The organism is Agromyces sp. NPDC055520 (genome assembly GCF_053619715.1).
This window is the reverse complement of the sequence record NZ_JBSHJY010000060.1, coordinates 1-15992: the sequence shown is the minus strand read 5'-3', so window position 1 is coordinate 15992 and position 15992 is coordinate 1. Positions and strand designations below refer to the sequence as shown.

Sequence of the window (15992 nt, the reverse complement as noted above, 5' to 3'; positions counted from 1 at the left end):
GTCCTTCTGCCACTCCCATTGCTAACACTTTTCTCCAAAACACTCATTTCAAAAACACAGAGACGTCGGTTGGCCTGGTGCCACCCCCTCTTCTCTGCTGTGCTGGTGCTGTGGTGCAGGTCACACGAAGTGGTTCGCGCGCTCCAGGTCTTCGGCGAAGTCGATCTCGACCGCGTAGAGGTCGGAGATGTCCATCGGCTCGACGAGGAGGCCGTTCTGCTCGATCGCGAGCTCGAGGCCGCGCTCGAAGTAGTCCTGGTCGCCGACGCGCGCGAGGTGGGCGAGGAACGTCGCCTTGTCGCGGCTCGAGATGTAGTTGATGCCGACGGCCTCGCCGAGACCGCCCTTGACGGTCTTCGAGAGTGCCTTGATGTAGCCCTCGGCGCTCGTCGTGTACTTCACCTCTTCGTCGGACACCTTCGAGGTGTTGACGGTGACGAAGGACTGGTCGCGGGCGATGAAGGGCAGCGCGCGATCGAGGATCGCGGGGTCGAAGACGACGTCGCCGTTCATCCACAGCACACCGCCGGGCTGTGAAGCCGAGAGGGCGCGCATGAGGCTCTTCGACGTGTTCGTCTGGTCGTACTCCTCGTTGTAGACGAACGACGCCTGCGGGAACGCCTCGATGATGTGCTCGAGCTTGTAGCCGACGACGATCGTCACGTTGGCGTTGCCGCCGAACGCGTGCTCGATGTTGTCGAACTGCTGGCGCATGATGGTGCGGCCGTCGCTGAGCTCGGTGAGGGGTTTGGGGAGGGATCGCCCGAGGCGGCTGCCCATGCCGGCCGCGAGAATCACGATCTGGGTGTTCACTGCATCTCCTTCGGTGGGTCGGATGCCCGGGCGCTCGCCCTCGTCGCCGAGGAGCGGATCCCCGTCGCCGAGGATTGGCCCGGAATTCATCCGGAAGTTCACATTTGGACACGCCGTTATGCCGATCCTCAGGATATCGGTGGGGGCATGCCGCCTGCCATCCGGGGGACACGGTCGTAGTGCGATCGTGATACGACGCTCAGCCGATACCCAGTTTTCAGCGCGATCTTGCACGTGGCGACGTTCGCATCGGGGGTACTGATTGATAGGTTGTCTGGGTGACTTCTGTTTCGCGCTCCGAACACGACGACGAAACTGCCGAAGCCACCGGCGTGGGGGCGTCTGAATCGACACCGTCCCCGTCGGAACGCTCGGCAGCGGCGGCCGTCCCCTCCGCGCGCACTGCGTCATCCAAGACCGCCGCTGCGACATCGGCGGGCACGAAGTCGACCGCCGCCAAGACGACCGCTGCCAAGACGACGGCTGCCAAGACGACCGCCTCGAAGACGACTGCCGCTAAGACGGCCGCTGCCAAGACCACTGCGGCCAAGACGGCCGCGGCGAAGTCGGCTACTGCCAAGACCGCCGCTGCGAAGACGGCCGCGGCGAAAACGACTGCGGCGAAGACCACTGCGGCGAAGAAGCAGGCCGCTGAGGCCGCTGCCGAGGGCGAGGCGACCGAGAGCCGGCCGGCGTCCAAGCGCACGGCGGCGTCGCGCACGGCTTCGGCGAAGGCCGCCACCGCACGCGGAGAGGCCGCGAAGGCGACGCGCACACCCCGAGCGTCGACGGCGAAGAGCACCGCGGCCGGCTCGAGCGGTCGCACCGCTGCCGCCGCCAGCGCCGCAACGCACCGGCAGACGCAGCGGGTCGCCGCCGCGCTGACGACCGAGACGACCGCAGCAGAGCGCCCCGCGCGCAGAACCCCCGACACGTCGGCTGCGGCGGTCTCGGAGCCGCCCGTGGCGCCCGAGACCCGTGCCGCCGGCGCCGAGATCGCCGCTCGATCCGAGATCAACGAGGAGACCGTCGAACGTGCGCCGCAGTGGCCCGCAGCGGCCGCAGTGACGGCGGCTGCCGCTGCGGAAGTGCCCGTCGTCGACGCGGAAGTGCCCGTCGTCGACGCGGAAGTGCCCGTCGTCGACGCGCCGTCAGCGCCAGCACCATCGGCACCGGCGCCCTCGACCTCAGCGCCGTCGACACCCGATTCTGCGGCAGTCGACGGCCCCGCGGCATCCGGCAGCGCGGCACAGGCCGTCGCGGTGATCGCCGCACCCAAGAAATCGGCGGCGCGCAAGAAGCGCATGCTTCGCCCGGCTCGCAGTGCCCCCCCGGCGAGCGCGCCGAAGGTACTCGCGATCGAGGGCCTCGTGAAGCGATTCGGCGAGAACACCGCCGTCGACGGCATCAGCCTCGAGGTGCGCACCGGGTCGTTCTTCGGCATCGTCGGCCCGAACGGCGCCGGCAAGACCACGACGCTCTCGATGGTCACCGGCCTGCTGCGCCCCGACGCGGGCAGCGTGCGCATCCACGGCATCGACGCCTGGGCGAACCCGCAGGCGGCCAAGCACGCCACGGGGGTGCTGCCCGACCGGCTGCGACTCTTCGACCGGCTGACCGGCGCGCAACTGCTCTACTACTCGGGGGTGCTCCGCGGCCTCGACAGTCGCACGGTACGCGAGCGCAGCGCCGACCTGATCGCGGCGTTCGGCCTCGACGACGCGGTCGATCGCCTCGTCGCCGACTACTCGGCCGGCATGACGAAGAAGATCGCACTCGCGTGCGCCATGATCCACTCGCCGCGGCTGCTCGTGCTCGACGAGCCGTTCGAATCCGTCGACCCGGTGTCGGCGGCGAACCTCACCGAGATCCTCGAGCGCTACGTCGCGGGCGGCGGCACGGTCGTGCTCTCGAGCCACGGCATGGACCTCATCGAGCGCGTCTGCGACTCGGCCGCGATCATCGTCGCCGGGCGGGTGCTCGCCTCGGGCACGCTCGACGAGGTTCGCGCCGGAGCGACCCTCGAAGACCGATTCGTCGAGCTCGCGGGCGGACGCAAGGCTGCGGAAGGCATGGAATGGTTGCACAGTTTCTCCGACTGAAACTGCGCTTGCTCGGGAACATCTTCCGGCGCAGCCCCTGGCAGGTCGTCGGCATCGTCATCGGGCTGATCTACGGCCTCGGGCTGGCAGCGATGCTGTTCGTCGCGCTCGTGGGGCTGCGCTTCGTCGACGACGTCGAGATCATCCGCGACATCTTCGTCGTCGCGGGCGCAGTGATCGTGCTCGGCTTCATCGTCGTGCCGCTGATCTTCGGCGTCGACGACACGATGGATCCCCGGCGATTCGCACTCTTCGGCCTGCCCGACCGCTCGCTCGCGATCGGCCTCGCGGTGGCCGCCGTCGTCGGCATCCCCGCGATCGTGCTCGCGATCGTGCTGCTCGGCACAGTCGTCACGTGGTCGCGTGGCGTGGGCGAGACTCTGCTCGCGATCATCGCAGCGGCACTGGCGTTCGCGACGTGCCTGATGCTCGCCCGGGTCTCGACCGGCCTCGCCTCGCTGCTGCTCGCGACCCGACGCGCGCGCGAGCTCAGCGGCGTGCTCGGCCTGCTGCTGATCGTGATGGCCTCGCCACTCATCGTCGTGCTCGTCACGATCGACTGGGCAAGTTCGGGCGTGCAGGTCATGGAGTCGCTCGCGGGAGTGCTCTCGTGGACGCCGTTCGGTGCGGCGTTCGCGATCCCCGGCGACGCCGCGAGCGGCCAGTGGGCCGCCGCCGTTCTGAAGCTGCTCATCGCGGCGGCGACCCTCGTCGTCGTCTGGTTCGGCTGGCAGTCGCTCGTCGCGCGGATGCTCGTGACCCCCGGCCGCGAGGCCTCGGCCAAGAGCTATCGCGGGCTCGGTTGGTTCGACCGGATGCCGCAGGGCGTCGGCGGTGCCGTCGCCGCACGCAGCTTCACCTACTGGTTCCGTGACGCCCGGTACTGGGTCTCGCTGCTCATGGTGCCGATCGTGCCGATCATCGTGATGGTGCCCCTCAGTCTCGCCGGTGTGCCGAACGAGTACCTGTGGCTCATCCCCGTGCCGCTCATGTGCCTGTTCCTCGGCTGGAGCCTGCACAACGACACCGCCTACGACTCGACCGCGATCTGGCTGCACGTCGTCTCGGGCGTGCGCGGCTCCTCCGATCGCATCGGCCGTCTCGTGCCCGTGCTGATCGCGGGTGTGCTCGTCATCGGGCTCGGCAGCGCCGTCACGGTGTTCGTGCTGAACGACTGGCGCCTGCTGCCGTCGCTGCTCGGCGTGAGCACGGCCCTTCTGCTCGCCGGCCTCGGCGTCGGTTCGATCACCTCGGCCCGATTCCCGTACCCGGCGGTCAAGCCGGGCGACAGCCCGTTCCAGCAGCCGCAGGCGACGGGCACGATCACGGCGCTCGTGCAGTCGATCACGATGCTCGGCTCGCTGCTCATCGCCTTGCCCGCCGTGGTGTTCGCGGCACTCGGCATCTTCGTCGACCCGGCCTGGCACGCGGCATCCTTCGCCTCTGGAATCGGCCTCGGACTGATCGTGCTCGCGATCGGCGTCGTGGCGGGCGGCAAGGTCGTCGACCGCCGCGGACCCGAGATCCTCGCTGCCGCGATCCGCGCGTAGAATCGTCGCATGATCTTCGCCCAGTCGTCGCACACCGTGCGCGCGAGCATCGCCGACCCCGACTCGCCCGGCGGCGGCACCGACGTGCTCGACCGCGAACTCGAGAAGCTCCTGAACGAAGAGGCCATCGAGCCCGGCGATCACGAGCGCTTCTCGCACTACGTCCAGAAAGACAAGATCCTGCAGTCGGCTCTCACCGGCAAGCCCGTGAAGGCGCTGTGCGGCAAGAAGTGGACCCCGGGGCGCGACCCCGAGAAGTTCCCCGTCTGCCCGACGTGCAAGGCGATCTACGAGAAGATGAAGGCCGAGTAGCGGCGCTCAGCAGTAGCTCAGCAGTAGCTCAGCGGCGGCTCAGCGGTACGTCGTCGGGATCACCGGCTCGCCCCGGCCCAGCCGGAACGCCTCGATCGGCAGCTCCTGCATGACGGCGGCGCGGTGCGCGCGCGCGGCCTCGGTACCGGCCTCGCCGAGGTGGGCCGGGTCGGGCTCGCCGCCCGACATCAGCTGCACCATGAGCGGGCGCAACTGCCCGCCCGTCTCGAACTCGGCCTCGCCGCCCGGGCCGTCGCCGACGAAGACGAGCTCTTCGCGCGCAGTGAGCGTCGCGTCGAGCCGCCGTGCGGCGTTCTTGCGACCGCCGACACTCGCCTTCTGCGTCGACGCCTTCGCGACCGAGACCCACTCGCCGGCATCGTCACGGCGAGCCACGAGCTTGAACACCATGCCCGCGGCCGGGAAACCAGAACCCGTCACGACGGCGGTGCCGACGCCGTAGGCGTCGACGGGGGCGCCCGAGAGACCGGCGATCGTGAACTCGTCGAGGTCGCTCGTCACCGTGATGCGCGTGTCGACCGCGCCGAGCGAGTCGAGCTGTTCGCGCACGGCGGCGACGACGGTCGGCAGATCGCCCGAGTCGATGCGCACGGCGCCGAGTTCGGGGCCCGCGACCTTCACGGCCAGCTCGACGCCCTTCGTGATGTCGTACGTGTCGACGAGCAGGGTCGTCTTCGGGCCGAAGGCCTCGACCTGGGCGCGGAACGCCGCCTCTTCGGTGTCGTGCAGCAGGGTGAAGGCGTGCGCGGCGGTGCCCATCGTCGGGATGCCCCAGGTGCGGCCGGCCTCGAGGTTCGAGGTGGCGTCGAAGCCCGCGATGTAGGCGGCGCGTGCCGCAGCGACGGCGGCCCGCTCGCTCGTGCGCCGCGAGCCCATCTCGGCGATCGGCCGGCCGAGGGCGACGGACACCATGCGGGCCGCGGCGCTCGCGACCGAGGAGTCGTAGTTGAGGGTCGAGAGCACGACGGTCTCGAGCATGACGGCTTCGGCGAACGTCGCCTGGATCGTCAAGAGCGGAGAGCCCGGGAAGTACGCCTCGCCCTCGCGGTAGCCCCAGATGTCGCCCGTGAACCGGTAGTCGGCGAGCCAGTCGAGCGTCGCGGGCCGCACGACCTCGTGCGCGCGCAACCACTCGAGCTCGGCCTCGTCGAAGCGGAACCGCCGGATCAGCTCGAGCAGCCGCCCGGTGCCCGCGACGACGCCGTAGCGCCGCCCGTCGGGGAGACGTCTCGCAAAGGCTTCGAAGAGCGACTCGCGGTGTGCGGTGCCGTCCAGCAACGCGGCATCCACCATCGTCAGTTCGTATCGGTCGGTGAAGAGCGCAGCAGACCCGGTCACCCGCCCAGCCTAGCGATGAGGACGCGTTCAGCGTGGAGCACTACGCTTGCATGTCGTGACGGATGCACCGATCGGAATCTTCGACTCCGGGGTCGGCGGCCTCACCGTCGCCCGGGCCGTGAAAGACCAGCTGCCCAACGAGTCGATCCTCTACATCGGCGATCTCGAGCACTCGCCCTACGGGCCGAAGAAGATCGCCGACGTGCGCGGCTACGCGCTCGCGGTGCTCGACGACCTCGTCGCCCAGGGTGTGAAGATGCTCGTGATCGCCTGCAACACGGCCTCGGCCGCAATGCTGCGCGACGCCCGCGAGCGGTACGACGTTCCGGTCGTCGAGGTGATCCAGCCGGCCGTGCGGCGCGCCGTCGCGGCTACGAAGACCGGCCGGGTCGGCGTCATCGGCACCGCCGGCACGATCGGCTCGCGCGCCTACGACGACGCCTTCGCCGCGGCACCGCACCTCGAGCTCTTCTCGCAGGCGTGCCCGAGGTTCGTCGAGTTCGTCGAAGCAGGCGTGACGACCGGCGACGAACTGCTCGCCGTCGCCGAAGAGTACCTGGCGCCGCTGAAGCGCGCCGACATCGACACCCTCGTGCTCGGCTGCACGCACTACCCGTTCCTGAAGGGCGCGATCTCGTACGTCATGGGCGACGGCGTCTCGCTCGTCTCGAGCGACGTCGAGACGGCGAACGACGTCTACCGGGTGCTCGTCGGCACGGGCGCCGAGCGGCGTGCCGCGACCCCGCCGAGCTACCGCTACGAGGCGACGGGGCATTCGACGAGTGCCTTCCTCGACCTCGCCCACCGCCTCATCGGCCCCGAGATCCCGAGCGTCGAGCTCGTCGAGACCGGCGCCGTGACGATTCCAGACCACCGCTCCGCCGACAACCGCAGGCGGCTTCGACAGGAGAACGCATGACCGAGACATCCGAGCCCACCGCCCTCGTGCGCGCCGACGGGCGCACCGCCGACCAACTGCGCGAGGTGACCATCGAGCGCGGCTGGAGCGAGCACGCCGAGGGCAGCGCCCTCATCTCGTTCGGCAAGACCAAGGTGCTCTGCACCGCGTCGTTCACGAACGGCGTGCCGCGCTGGATGAACGGCAAGGGCAAGGGCTGGGTCACCGCCGAGTACTCGATGCTGCCGCGCGCCACGAACACGCGCAACGACCGCGAAGCCGTCAAGGGCCGAATCGGCGGCCGCACCCACGAGATCAGCCGCCTGATCGGGCGGAGCCTCCGCGCGGTCGTCGACACCAAGGGGCTCGGCGAGAACACGATCCAGATCGACTGCGACGTGCTGCAGGCCGACGGCGGCACCCGCACGGCCGCGATCACGGGCGCCTACGTCGCGCTCGCCGACGCGATCGAGTGGGCCCGCGACAAGAAGTTCGTGGGTCAGCGCGCCAAGCCGCTCATCGACACGGTCTCGGCGGTGTCGGTCGGCATCATCGACGGTACCCCCATGCTCGATCTCGCCTACGTCGAAGACGTGCGCGCCGAGACCGACATGAACGTCGTGGCGACCGGCCGCGGCTTGTTCGTCGAGGTGCAGGGCACGGCCGAGGGTGCGCCCTTCGACCGCCGCGAACTCGACGCACTGCTCGACCTCGCTCTCGCCGGCACGGCCGAGCTCACGCGCATCCAGCAGCTCGTGCTCGCGGAATCGCTCAGCGCCGCGGGGGAGTGAGGTCGTGAGTTTCGAGGTCGTGCTCGCCACCCACAATCAGCACAAGGTGGCCGAGTTCCAGCAGATTCTGGGCGAGCGGATGCCTGGGCTCACGGTGCTCGCCTACGACGGGCCCGAGCCGGTCGAAGACGGAACGTCGTTCGAGGCGAATGCCTTCATCAAGGCGAGGGCGGCGGCAGCGCACAGCGGCCGCATCGCCCTCGCCGACGACTCGGGCATCGCGGTCGACGTCATGGGCGGTTCGCCCGGCATCTTCTCGGCGCGTTGGGCGGGGCCGGGCAAGGGCGCACAGGCCAACCTCGACCTGCTGCTCGCCCAGCTCGGCGACATCCGCGACCCGAACCGCACCGCGCGCTTCCACTGCACCATTGCGCTCGTGGTGCCCGAGGCGGCGGGCGGCCCGCACGAGTACGCCGCTGTGGGCCTGTGGCCCGGGCGCATCGCGCTCGAGGAGTCGGGGGTGCACGGGTTCGGGTACGACCCGATCTTCATGCCCGAGGGCTTCGAGGTCTCCGCCGCCGAGCTCGCGCCCGAGGTGAAGAACACGCACAGCCATCGGGCCCGCGCGTTCGCGGCGCTCATTCCCGAGCTGGAGCGGCTGACCGCGGGTCGGTGAACGGTGGCTCCCGTGGTCGGCGTCGCCGCCGCTCGGCGGCGCGGCGCGTCAGGCGCGGCGCGTCAGGAGGCGCGGCGGGCGCGGGCGGCGCGGCGCTTGAGGGCGCGGCGCTCGTCTTCGCTGAGACCACCCCACACGCCCGAGTCCTGGCCGGTCTCGAGGGCGTACTGCAGGCAGATCTCGGTGACGGTGCAGCGACCGCATACGGTCTTCGCCTTCTCGATCTGGTCGACGGCGGGGCCGGTGTTGCCGACCGGGAAGAAGAGTTCCGGGTCTGCGGTGAGGCAGGCGGCCTTGTCGCGCCAATCCATGGGGATGCTCCTTGCGGGGTGTACTTCGATCGCAGACGCGCACGATTGCGTTGTGCCGTAAACGGCTGCTGCAGGGGGAAAGCCGAATCTCGGGAAGTAGGATCAGTGCTGATCGGCTCACGTCCCTGTGAGCATCAATTCGGCCTCATAAATGGTCGCATAGCGGAGAGATCGAATCAATAGCCGTGTATGGGATAACCCTGTGAATCAGGAGTCGTCGTCGGAGACCACGACCTCCGAAACCGGTGTGCGGAGCGCACTCGCCGTCGTGAGCGTGCTGCTCTTCCTCGAGGCTGCGGCGATGGTCGCCCTCGTGATCTGGCTCGTGATCGACCTGTTGTCGCTCGCGCCCTCGTCGTACACCACGGCGATCGCGCTGCTCGTGCTCGTCGCGATCGGGGCGATCTGGGTGGTGACGGTCGCATTCGGCTCGCTCAGGCGGGCGCCCTGGTCGCGGGCGGCCGCGATCGTCTGGCAGATCCTGCAGCTGTCGGTCGCGGTCGGCGCGTTCCAGGGCCTGTTCGCCCGCCCCGATGTGGGGTGGGCGCTGCTCGTGCCCGCGATCACCGTCATCGGCCTCTTGCTGTGGACGCCGGTGCGGCTGGCCTACGCGCGCCCCGAAGAGGAAGACGACGACGGAGCCGAGCAGGGCCAGCCGTAGTCCGTAGTGCAGTACCGCTCGCCGTACTGCTAGTCGTCGAGACCGAGGTCGCGGCGCAGTCGCGCGACGTGGCCCGTCGCCTTGACGTTGTAGAAGGCGCGCTCGATGCGGCCGTCTTCGCCGATGACGAACGTCGACCGGATGGAGCCGACGACGATCTTGCCGTAGAGCGATTTCTCGCCCCACACGCCGTAGGCCTGCTGCACCGCGAGATCGGTGTCCGAGAGCAGCGTGTAGGTCAACCGGTCGCGCTCGGCGAAGCGCCGGAGCTTGTCGACGTCGTCTTTCGAGACGCCGAGCACGCGGATGCCGGCACTCGCGAACGAGTTCAGGTTGTCGCGGAAGTCGCACGCCTCGGTCGTGCAGCCCGGGGTCATCGCCTCGGGGTAGAAGTACAGCACCACTTTCGAGCCGCGCAGGGCCGAGAGGGTGACCGGGGCGCCGTTCTGGTCGAGCAGGGTGAAATCAGGAGCGGTGTCGCCGGGGGCGAGTCGTGCATCGGTCATACCCCATGGTAAGCACCCCGCCGATGTTCACGTTTCAGGCGAAGGTGGTCAGGAGGCGCTGCAGGGACTCGAGGCGGGCCGGGCCGGTCTCGCCGAGCTCTCCGGCTTCGACGGCTTCGACGATCGCGCAGTCGGGCGCGTCGGGCAGGTGCGTGCACCCGCGGGGGCAGCGCTCGGCGATGCGGTCGAGGTCGGTGAAGGCGCGCAGGATGTTCGCGCGGTCGATGTGGCCGAGGCCGAACGAACGCACACCGGGGGTGTCGATGACCCAGCCGGTGCCGGCCGCGGACTCCGACCGAAGCCACACCGTCGACGACGAGGTGTGGCGCCCGCGCCCGGTGACGACGTTGACGTGCCCGGTCGCCCGCTTGGCGCTTGGCACGATCGCGTTCACGAGCGTGGACTTGCCGACGCCCGAGTGCCCGACGAACACGGTGCGGTGACCGACGAGCACCGCGGCGATCTCGTCGAGCGGCACCCGCCCCTCGCCGCTCAGGAAGACCGGCAGGTCGAGCCCCTCGAAGTTGCGGAGGAATTCGGCCGGGTCGGCGAGGTCGGTCTTCGTGATGACGAGGAGCGGCCGGATGCCGGCGTCGTAGGCCGCCACGAGGTACCGGTCGAGCAGCCGCAGACGGGGCTCGGGGTTGGCCGCGGCCACGACGATGAGCATCTGGTCGGCGTTGGCGACGATGACGCGCTCGACCTCGTCGGTGTCGTCGGCGCTTCGGCGCAGCAGCGTCGTGCGCTCGCCGACCCGCACGATGCGCGAGAGCGTGCCGGGTTCGCCGGTCGTGTCGCCGACGAGGTCGACGTGATCGCCCGTGACGACCGATTTGCGGCGCAGCTCGCTCGCCCGCGCCGCCATGATGATGCGCTCGTCGGGTCCGTTCTCGTCGACCAGCACGCTGTAGCGGCCGCGGTCGACGCCGACCACCATGCCGGCGACGGCGTCGGCGTGCTCGGGCCGCTGCTTGGTTCGCGGCCGACTGCCCTTGCGGTTCGGTCGCACCCGCACCGACGACTCGTCGAACTCGGGTTCGTCGTCGTCATCGTCGTCGCTCCACCACGTCATGCGACGTGCCACCCCGTCATGCGGCCCCCCGCCGGGTCATGCGGCGCTCCACCCCGTCATGCCAGCATCTGCTCCCAGAGCGCGGTGAACTGCGGCAGGGTCTTGCCCGTCGTGGCGATGTCGTCGACGACGACACCGGGCACGGCGAGCCCGACGATGGCGCCGCTCGTGGCCATGCGGTGGTCGGCGTAGGCGCGCCAGGGGCCGGCGTGCATCGGGGCCGGCTCGATGCGCAGCCCGTCGTCGAGTTCGGTGACGTTGCCGCCGAGCCCGTTGATCTCGGCGGCGAGCGCCGCGAGACGGTCGGTCTCGTGGTGGCGGATGTGGCCGATGCCGACGATCGTCGACGGCCCGTCGGCGAGTGCGGCGAGTGCCACGAGATTCGGTGCCAGTTCGCCGGCCTCCGACAGGTCGAGATCGACGCCACGGATGCCGCGGCTCCCGTCTGCGCCGCGGGCGGGCCCGTGCACGGTGAGACGGTCGCCGGTGCGTTCGACCGTGGCGCCGAACTGCGGCAGCAGGCGGGTGAGCTGCGCGCCGACCTGGGTCGTCTCGTCGGGCCATCCCGTGATCGTGACCGAGCCGCCGGCGACGAGCGCCGCCACGAGGAACGGTGCGGCGTTCGAGAGGTCGGGCTCGATGTCGACGTCGATCGCGCCGATGGGGCCGGGTGCGACGACCCAGCGACCGGGTTCGGGAGTCGCGACCTCGACGCCTCTGGCCCGGAGGTTCTCGATCGTCATCTCGATGTGCGGCATGCTCGGCACGCGTTCGCCCGAGTGGCGCAGATCGAGGCCGCGCTCGAATCGCGGGGCCGACAACAGCAGGGCCGAGACGAACTGACTCGAGGCCGAGGCATCGATCACGAGCTCGCCGCCGCCGACCCGACCGGTGCCGTGCACCGTGAAGGGCAGCGTGCCGCGCCGGTCGTCGTCGAGGTCGACGCCGAGGGCCTGGAGGCCGTGGATCACGCCCGACATCGGGCGGCGACGCGCGTGCTCGTCGCCGTCGAACATCGTGGGGCCGAGCGCGAGCGCGGCGACGGGCGGCAGGAACCGCATGACCGTGCCGGCGAGCCCGCAGTCGATGGTCGTCGAGCCGAGCAGCTCGTCTGCGGGGGTGACGCGCAGGTCGTCGCCGAAGCCGCCGTGGCCGGGAACCCGCTCGAAGCCCGTGCCGAGGGAGCGGAGCCCCTCGATCATGAGCTCGCTGTCGCGCGACCAGAGCGGGGCGTGCAGGGTCGACGGCCCGTCGGCGAGCGCCGCGAGCACGAGCTCGCGGTTGGTGAGCGACTTCGAGCCGGGCAGGCCGAGCACCGCGGAGAGCGCGGTCGTCGCGACGGGCGCGCGCCACCCGTCATCCGTCTCGGTCTCTTTCGCGTCGCCGTACGGATCGAATTCGGGTTCGGAATACTTCGAAATCAGCATCGGTTATCAACAGTAGCGTCAGGCGACGCAGAAGGAGTCGGTGTTGCGCATGTCGATCGGAGTGCTCGAACGCCCCGCTGTCATCGGGGTCGACGTTCTAGGATGGCCGGTGATGACTGCCGACGAGATCGACGCGACGCCGAACGCACCAGAGGCCGACCAGACGACGACTGAAGAGACCACGACCGAGGAGCCGACCCGGCCGCTCGGCGAGCTCTTCGAGGAGCAGGCGCTGCCGTTCCTCGATCAGCTCTACGCCGCCGCCCTGCGCATGACGAAGAACCCCGCCGACGCGCAAGACCTCGTGCAGGAGACGTTCGTCAAGGCCTTCGCGGCATTCGGCCAGTTCACGCAGGGCACGAACCTGAAGGCGTGGCTGTACCGCATCCTCACGAACACCTTCATCAACAGCTACCGCAAGAAGCAGCGCGAGCCCTACCAGGGCACGATCGACGACCTCGAAGACTGGCAGCTCGGCGGTGCGGAGTCGACGACGGCGCGCTCGAGCCGCTCGGCCGAGGCCGAGGCCATCGACCACCTGCCCGACAGCGCCGTGAAGGACGCGCTGCAGGCGCTGCCCGAAGACTTCCGCCTCGCCGTGTACTTCGCCGACGTCGAGGGCTTCTCGTACCAAGAGATCGCCGACATGATGAACACCCCCATCGGGACCGTGATGAGCCGCCTGCACCGTGGCAGGCGTCTGCTCCGCGAGTCCCTCGCCGACTACGCCCGCGAACAGGGGTTCGCGACCGGCGAGAAGGCACCGAAACCCGCGAGGAGCGCGAAATGAACGACTGCGGCTGCGACAAGGCCAGGGCCGAACTCGAAGAGTACCTGCACAACGAGTTGCGGGCGGCCGATGCGAGCGACATCCGCGACCATGTCGAGAACTGCGCCGACTGCCAGGCAGAGCTGCGCGTGGGCGTGGCGATCACCGAGGTCGTGCAGCGCGCGTGCCGCGAGAGCGCACCCGAACAGCTGCGCGTGCAGGTGCTCACCCAGATCCGCCTCTACCAGTCCACGCACTGACCCGTCAGCGCACTGACCCGTCAGCGCACTGGCGTCCAGGCCCTGACCCGGCGCCCGCCCACGTCAATCGTTCGTTCGATGTGAGCCGCACGCCGCATCCGTAGCGTCGTGGTGTGATCGAAACACCCGCCCGAACTCCCGACGCCCCAGCTCCGCCGAAGCGGTCGAACCGCCCGCCGACCTGGCTCCGCGTCCTCATCCCGGCCGTCCTCATCCTCGTCTGGTTCGCCCTCTTCGGCGCGGGCGGCTCGGCGTTCAGTCAGGTGTCGAAGGTCTCGACCAACGACCAGTCGCAGTTCCTGCCGGCCGAGTCCGAGGCGACGCGCGTGCAAGACCTGCAGGCTGAGTTCCGCGGCGACGACTCGATCCCTGCGATCGTCGTCGTCCACCGCGACGGCGGGCTGACCGACGACGACCTCGCCCTGCTGGGCGATGTCGGGGTGCGGCTGCAAGCGGTGTCGGGGGTCGTCGACGACGGCGTGTCCCCGCCGATCGTCTCCGACGATGGCGAGGCGGCCGAGGTGTTCGTCTCGCTCGACACCTCGGTGAAGGCGAGCGCGGCCGTCGGCGAGCTCAGATCCACCCTCGCCGACGAGTTCGGCGGCGCCGAGGCATCCGGCCTCACCGTCGCCGTCACCGGCCCCGCCGGCCTCGCAGCCGACATCGGCGACGCCTTCTCGGGCATCGACGGCATTCTGCTGCTCACGGCGCTCGCCGCGGTGCTGCTGATCCTCGTCATCGTCTACCGCTCGCCGCTGCTGCCGCTCATCGTGCTCGGCACGAGCGTGGCCGCGCTCACGGTCGCGGTGCTCGCCGCGGTCGCCCTCGCGAAGGCCGACGTGGTGCTGCTCACCGGGCAGACGCAGGGCATCCTGTTCATCCTCGTCATCGGCGCGGCGACCGACTACTCGCTGCTCTACATCGCGCGGTATCGCGAGGCGCTCGCCGTGCACGAACGCAAGTGGGACGCCACCTGGGCGGCGCTGAAGGGCTCGTGGGAGCCGATCCTCGCCTCGGGCGGCACCGTCGTCGCGGGCCTGCTCATGCTGTTGTTCAGCGCTCTCAATTCCAACAAGGCGCTCGGCCCCGTCGCGGCGATCGGCATCGTGTGCGCGGTCGCGGCGGCCCTCACCTTGCTGCCGGCCCTCATGCTGTGGGCCGGTCGCGCGGCATTCTGGCCGCGTCGACCGGTTGTGGCGCGAGTGGATGCCGCGGCGCACGCCTCGGCGGACGGCACCGCGGTCGCGAGCGACGCGGAGCCGCGCGCGGCAACCGGCGCCCACTCGACCGCCGACTCGACCGCCGACTCGACCGCAGACCCAACCGCCGACCCAGCCGCCGACGCCACGACGAAGCGCGGCCTCTGGCCCGCCGTCGCGCGGCTCGTCGCCCGTCGACCTCGCGCCGTGTGGATCGCCTCGACGCTGCTGCTCGGCGTCATGGCGCTCGGGCTCACCCAGCTCGATGCCGACGGCGTGTCGCAGAGCGAGTTCGTGCTCGGCGCCTCGGAGGCGCGCGACGGCCAGCAGGTGCTCGGCGAGCACTTCCCGGCCGGTTCGGGCACCCCCGCGGTCGTCATCGCGCCTGAGGGCGAGATCGACGCGGTCGCGGGCGTCATCCTCGACACCGACGGCGTCACCGGCCTGACGGTCGTCGCGACCGATGCGCCGGGCGGTTCGCTCTTGGTCACCGCCGACGGCGTGCAGCCGTCGCGCGTGCCGGGCGTCGATGCCACGCCGACCGTGCACGACGGCGACGTCATGCTGACCGCCACGCTCGACTATGCGGGCGACTCGCTCGAGGCCGAAGCGGTCGTGGCGGAGCTCCGCAGTTCGCTCGACGCCGTCGACGCGAACGTGTTCGTCGGCGGAACCTCGGCGATCGCGCTCGACACCGCGGAAGCCGCGGTGCACGACCGCAACCTCGTGATGCCGCTCGTGCTCGTCGTGATCTTCGTGATCCTCATGCTGCTGCTGCGCTCGGTCGTCGCGCCGCTGCTGCTCGTCGGCAGTGTCGTGCTCTCGTTCGCCGCGGCGCTCGGCGTGTCGTCGATCGTGTTCAACGAGGTGTTCCACTTCCCCGGCGCCGACCCGACGGTGCCGCTCTACGGATTCGTGTTCCTCGTCGCGCTCGGCGTCGACTACAACATCTTCCTGATGAGCCGGGTGCGAGAAGAGGCGCTCGTGCACGGAACCCGCGCGGGCATCCTCCGCGGCCTCGTCGCGACGGGCGGGGTCATCACCTCGGCGGGCCTCGTGCTCGCTGCGACGTTCGCCGCGCTCGGTGTGCTTCCCATCCTGTTCCTCGCGCAGATCGCGTTCATCGTCGCGTTCGGCGTGCTGCTCGACACCTTCCTCGTGCGCTCGCTGCTCATCCCGGCGCTCTCGTACGACATCGGTCGTGCGATCTGGTGGCCGAGCAGGCTCGGGCGCGGCAAGCGCTGATCGGTTGCGTCCGGCCCTGATCGGTTGCGTCCGGCCCTGATCGGTTGCGGCGCGCGCCGAGCCGACTGGAACGACGAAGCGAGCGGATGCCCCGTGGCATC

Annotated in this window: 16 protein-coding genes; 10 read left to right on the top strand and 6 right to left on the bottom strand. The window is 70.0% G+C overall.

What is annotated here, in order from left to right; genetic code table 11:
* Positions 1-120: 120 nt before the first annotated feature.
* A complete protein-coding gene (locus tag ACWGST_RS15915; protein ID WP_452047643.1) occupies positions 121-813 on the bottom strand; it encodes a phosphocholine cytidylyltransferase family protein in 693 nt (230 codons plus the stop codon).
* A 1304-nt stretch (positions 814-2117) separates the two neighbouring features.
* Between ACWGST_RS15915 and ACWGST_RS15910 the strand changes: the two genes are divergently transcribed.
* From ACWGST_RS15910 to ACWGST_RS15900, 3 genes are read left to right on the top strand one after another with little or no spacing between them, the layout of a single operon-like run.
* Complete coding sequence (locus ACWGST_RS15910; RefSeq protein WP_452047644.1) at positions 2118-2915, top strand: ABC transporter ATP-binding protein; 798 nt, start codon at positions 2118-2120, stop codon at positions 2913-2915.
* Positions 2916-2923: 8 nt separating this feature from the next.
* Positions 2924-4465, top strand: a complete 1542-nt coding sequence (locus tag ACWGST_RS15905) for a hypothetical protein (RefSeq protein ID WP_452047642.1) — start codon at positions 2924-2926, stop codon at positions 4463-4465.
* 9 nt (positions 4466-4474) lie between these two features.
* Positions 4475-4777: a DUF3039 domain-containing protein gene (locus ACWGST_RS15900; RefSeq protein WP_452047641.1), complete on the top strand. Its 303-nt coding sequence runs from the start codon at positions 4475-4477 to the stop codon at positions 4775-4777.
* Between the two features lie 39 nt (positions 4778-4816).
* Here the strand turns inward: ACWGST_RS15900 and ACWGST_RS15895 are convergent, their stop codons facing one another.
* Positions 4817-6136 (bottom strand): nicotinate phosphoribosyltransferase, encoded by a 1320-nt coding sequence (locus tag ACWGST_RS15895; RefSeq protein WP_452047640.1) that lies wholly within the window; start codon positions 6134-6136, stop codon positions 4817-4819.
* Positions 6137-6191: 55 nt separating this feature from the next.
* Between ACWGST_RS15895 and murI the strand changes: the two genes are divergently transcribed.
* From murI to rdgB, 3 genes are read left to right on the top strand one after another with little or no spacing between them, the layout of a single operon-like run.
* On the top strand, positions 6192-7055 hold the full coding sequence (gene murI / locus ACWGST_RS15890) for a glutamate racemase (RefSeq protein ID WP_452047639.1): 864 nt from the start codon (positions 6192-6194) through the stop codon (positions 7053-7055).
* The gene (gene rph / locus ACWGST_RS15885; RefSeq protein WP_452047638.1) at positions 7052-7825 is read left to right on the top strand and encodes a ribonuclease PH; all 774 of its coding nucleotides are present in this window, start codon (positions 7052-7054) and stop codon (positions 7823-7825) included. The genes murI and rph overlap by 4 nt, the downstream gene beginning before the upstream one ends.
* A gap of 4 nt (positions 7826-7829) precedes the next feature.
* Positions 7830-8441, top strand: coding sequence for an RdgB/HAM1 family non-canonical purine NTP pyrophosphatase (gene rdgB / locus ACWGST_RS15880; protein WP_452047637.1), 612 nt, complete (start codon positions 7830-7832; stop codon positions 8439-8441).
* A 62-nt stretch (positions 8442-8503) separates the two neighbouring features.
* Here rdgB and ACWGST_RS15875 read toward each other — a convergent pair whose 3' ends face one another.
* Positions 8504-8752, bottom strand: coding sequence for a WhiB family transcriptional regulator (locus tag ACWGST_RS15875; RefSeq protein WP_022893204.1), 249 nt, complete (start codon positions 8750-8752; stop codon positions 8504-8506).
* Between the two features lie 202 nt (positions 8753-8954).
* Here ACWGST_RS15875 and ACWGST_RS15870 point away from each other — a divergent pair, with 202 nt between their 5' ends.
* The gene (locus tag ACWGST_RS15870) at positions 8955-9413 is read left to right on the top strand and encodes a hypothetical protein (protein WP_452047636.1); all 459 of its coding nucleotides are present in this window, start codon (positions 8955-8957) and stop codon (positions 9411-9413) included.
* A gap of 29 nt (positions 9414-9442) precedes the next feature.
* On the opposite strand, the gene bcp is transcribed toward ACWGST_RS15870, so the two are convergent.
* Genes bcp through aroA form a run of 3 tightly spaced genes read right to left on the bottom strand, consistent with a single transcriptional unit; the run spans position 9443 to position 12418 of the window.
* Positions 9443-9919, bottom strand: coding sequence for a thioredoxin-dependent thiol peroxidase (gene bcp / locus ACWGST_RS15865; RefSeq protein ID WP_452047635.1), 477 nt, complete (start codon positions 9917-9919; stop codon positions 9443-9445).
* A 34-nt stretch (positions 9920-9953) separates the two neighbouring features.
* Entirely contained in the window at positions 9954-10991 is a 1038-nt protein-coding gene (gene rsgA, locus ACWGST_RS15860; RefSeq protein ID WP_452047634.1) for a ribosome small subunit-dependent GTPase A, read from the bottom strand.
* Positions 10992-11047: 56 nt separating this feature from the next.
* Positions 11048-12418: a 3-phosphoshikimate 1-carboxyvinyltransferase gene (gene aroA, locus ACWGST_RS15855; protein WP_452047633.1), complete on the bottom strand. Its 1371-nt coding sequence runs from the start codon at positions 12416-12418 to the stop codon at positions 11048-11050.
* A gap of 112 nt (positions 12419-12530) precedes the next feature.
* Here aroA and ACWGST_RS15850 point away from each other — a divergent pair, with 112 nt between their 5' ends.
* From ACWGST_RS15850 to ACWGST_RS15840, 3 genes are all read left to right on the top strand, one after another.
* Entirely contained in the window at positions 12531-13208 is a 678-nt protein-coding gene (locus tag ACWGST_RS15850; RefSeq protein WP_452047632.1) for a sigma-70 family RNA polymerase sigma factor, read from the top strand.
* On the top strand, positions 13205-13447 hold the full coding sequence (locus ACWGST_RS15845) for a zf-HC2 domain-containing protein (RefSeq protein ID WP_452047631.1): 243 nt from the start codon (positions 13205-13207) through the stop codon (positions 13445-13447). The genes ACWGST_RS15850 and ACWGST_RS15845 overlap by 4 nt, the downstream gene beginning before the upstream one ends.
* A gap of 113 nt (positions 13448-13560) precedes the next feature.
* Entirely contained in the window at positions 13561-15891 is a 2331-nt protein-coding gene (locus tag ACWGST_RS15840; RefSeq protein WP_452047630.1) for an MMPL family transporter, read from the top strand.
* Positions 15892-15992: the final 101 nt, after the last annotated feature.

What these genes read in the sequence shown, in the direction of transcription:
- ACWGST_RS15910 (WP_452047644.1), top strand. Translation starts at nt 2,118, where the DNA reads ATGCTTCGCCCGGCTCGCAGTGCCCCCCCGGCGAGCGCGCCGAAGGTA.
- ACWGST_RS15900 (WP_452047641.1), top strand. Translation starts at nt 4,475, where the DNA reads ATGATCTTCGCCCAGTCGTCGCACACCGTGCGCGCGAGCATCGCCGAC.
- rph (WP_452047638.1), top strand. Translation starts at nt 7,052, where the DNA reads ATGACCGAGACATCCGAGCCCACCGCCCTCGTGCGCGCCGACGGGCGC.
- ACWGST_RS15875 (WP_022893204.1), bottom strand. Translation starts at nt 8,752, where the DNA reads ATGGATTGGCGCGACAAGGCCGCCTGCCTCACCGCAGACCCGGAACTC.
- bcp (WP_452047635.1), bottom strand. Translation starts at nt 9,919, where the DNA reads ATGACCGATGCACGACTCGCCCCCGGCGACACCGCTCCTGATTTCACC.
- rsgA (WP_452047634.1), bottom strand. Translation starts at nt 10,991, where the DNA reads ATGACGTGGTGGAGCGACGACGATGACGACGACGAACCCGAGTTCGAC.
- aroA (WP_452047633.1), bottom strand. Translation starts at nt 12,418, where the DNA reads ATGCTGATTTCGAAGTATTCCGAACCCGAATTCGATCCGTACGGCGAC.
- ACWGST_RS15850 (WP_452047632.1), top strand. Translation starts at nt 12,531, where the DNA reads ATGACTGCCGACGAGATCGACGCGACGCCGAACGCACCAGAGGCCGAC.
- ACWGST_RS15845 (WP_452047631.1), top strand. Translation starts at nt 13,205, where the DNA reads ATGAACGACTGCGGCTGCGACAAGGCCAGGGCCGAACTCGAAGAGTAC.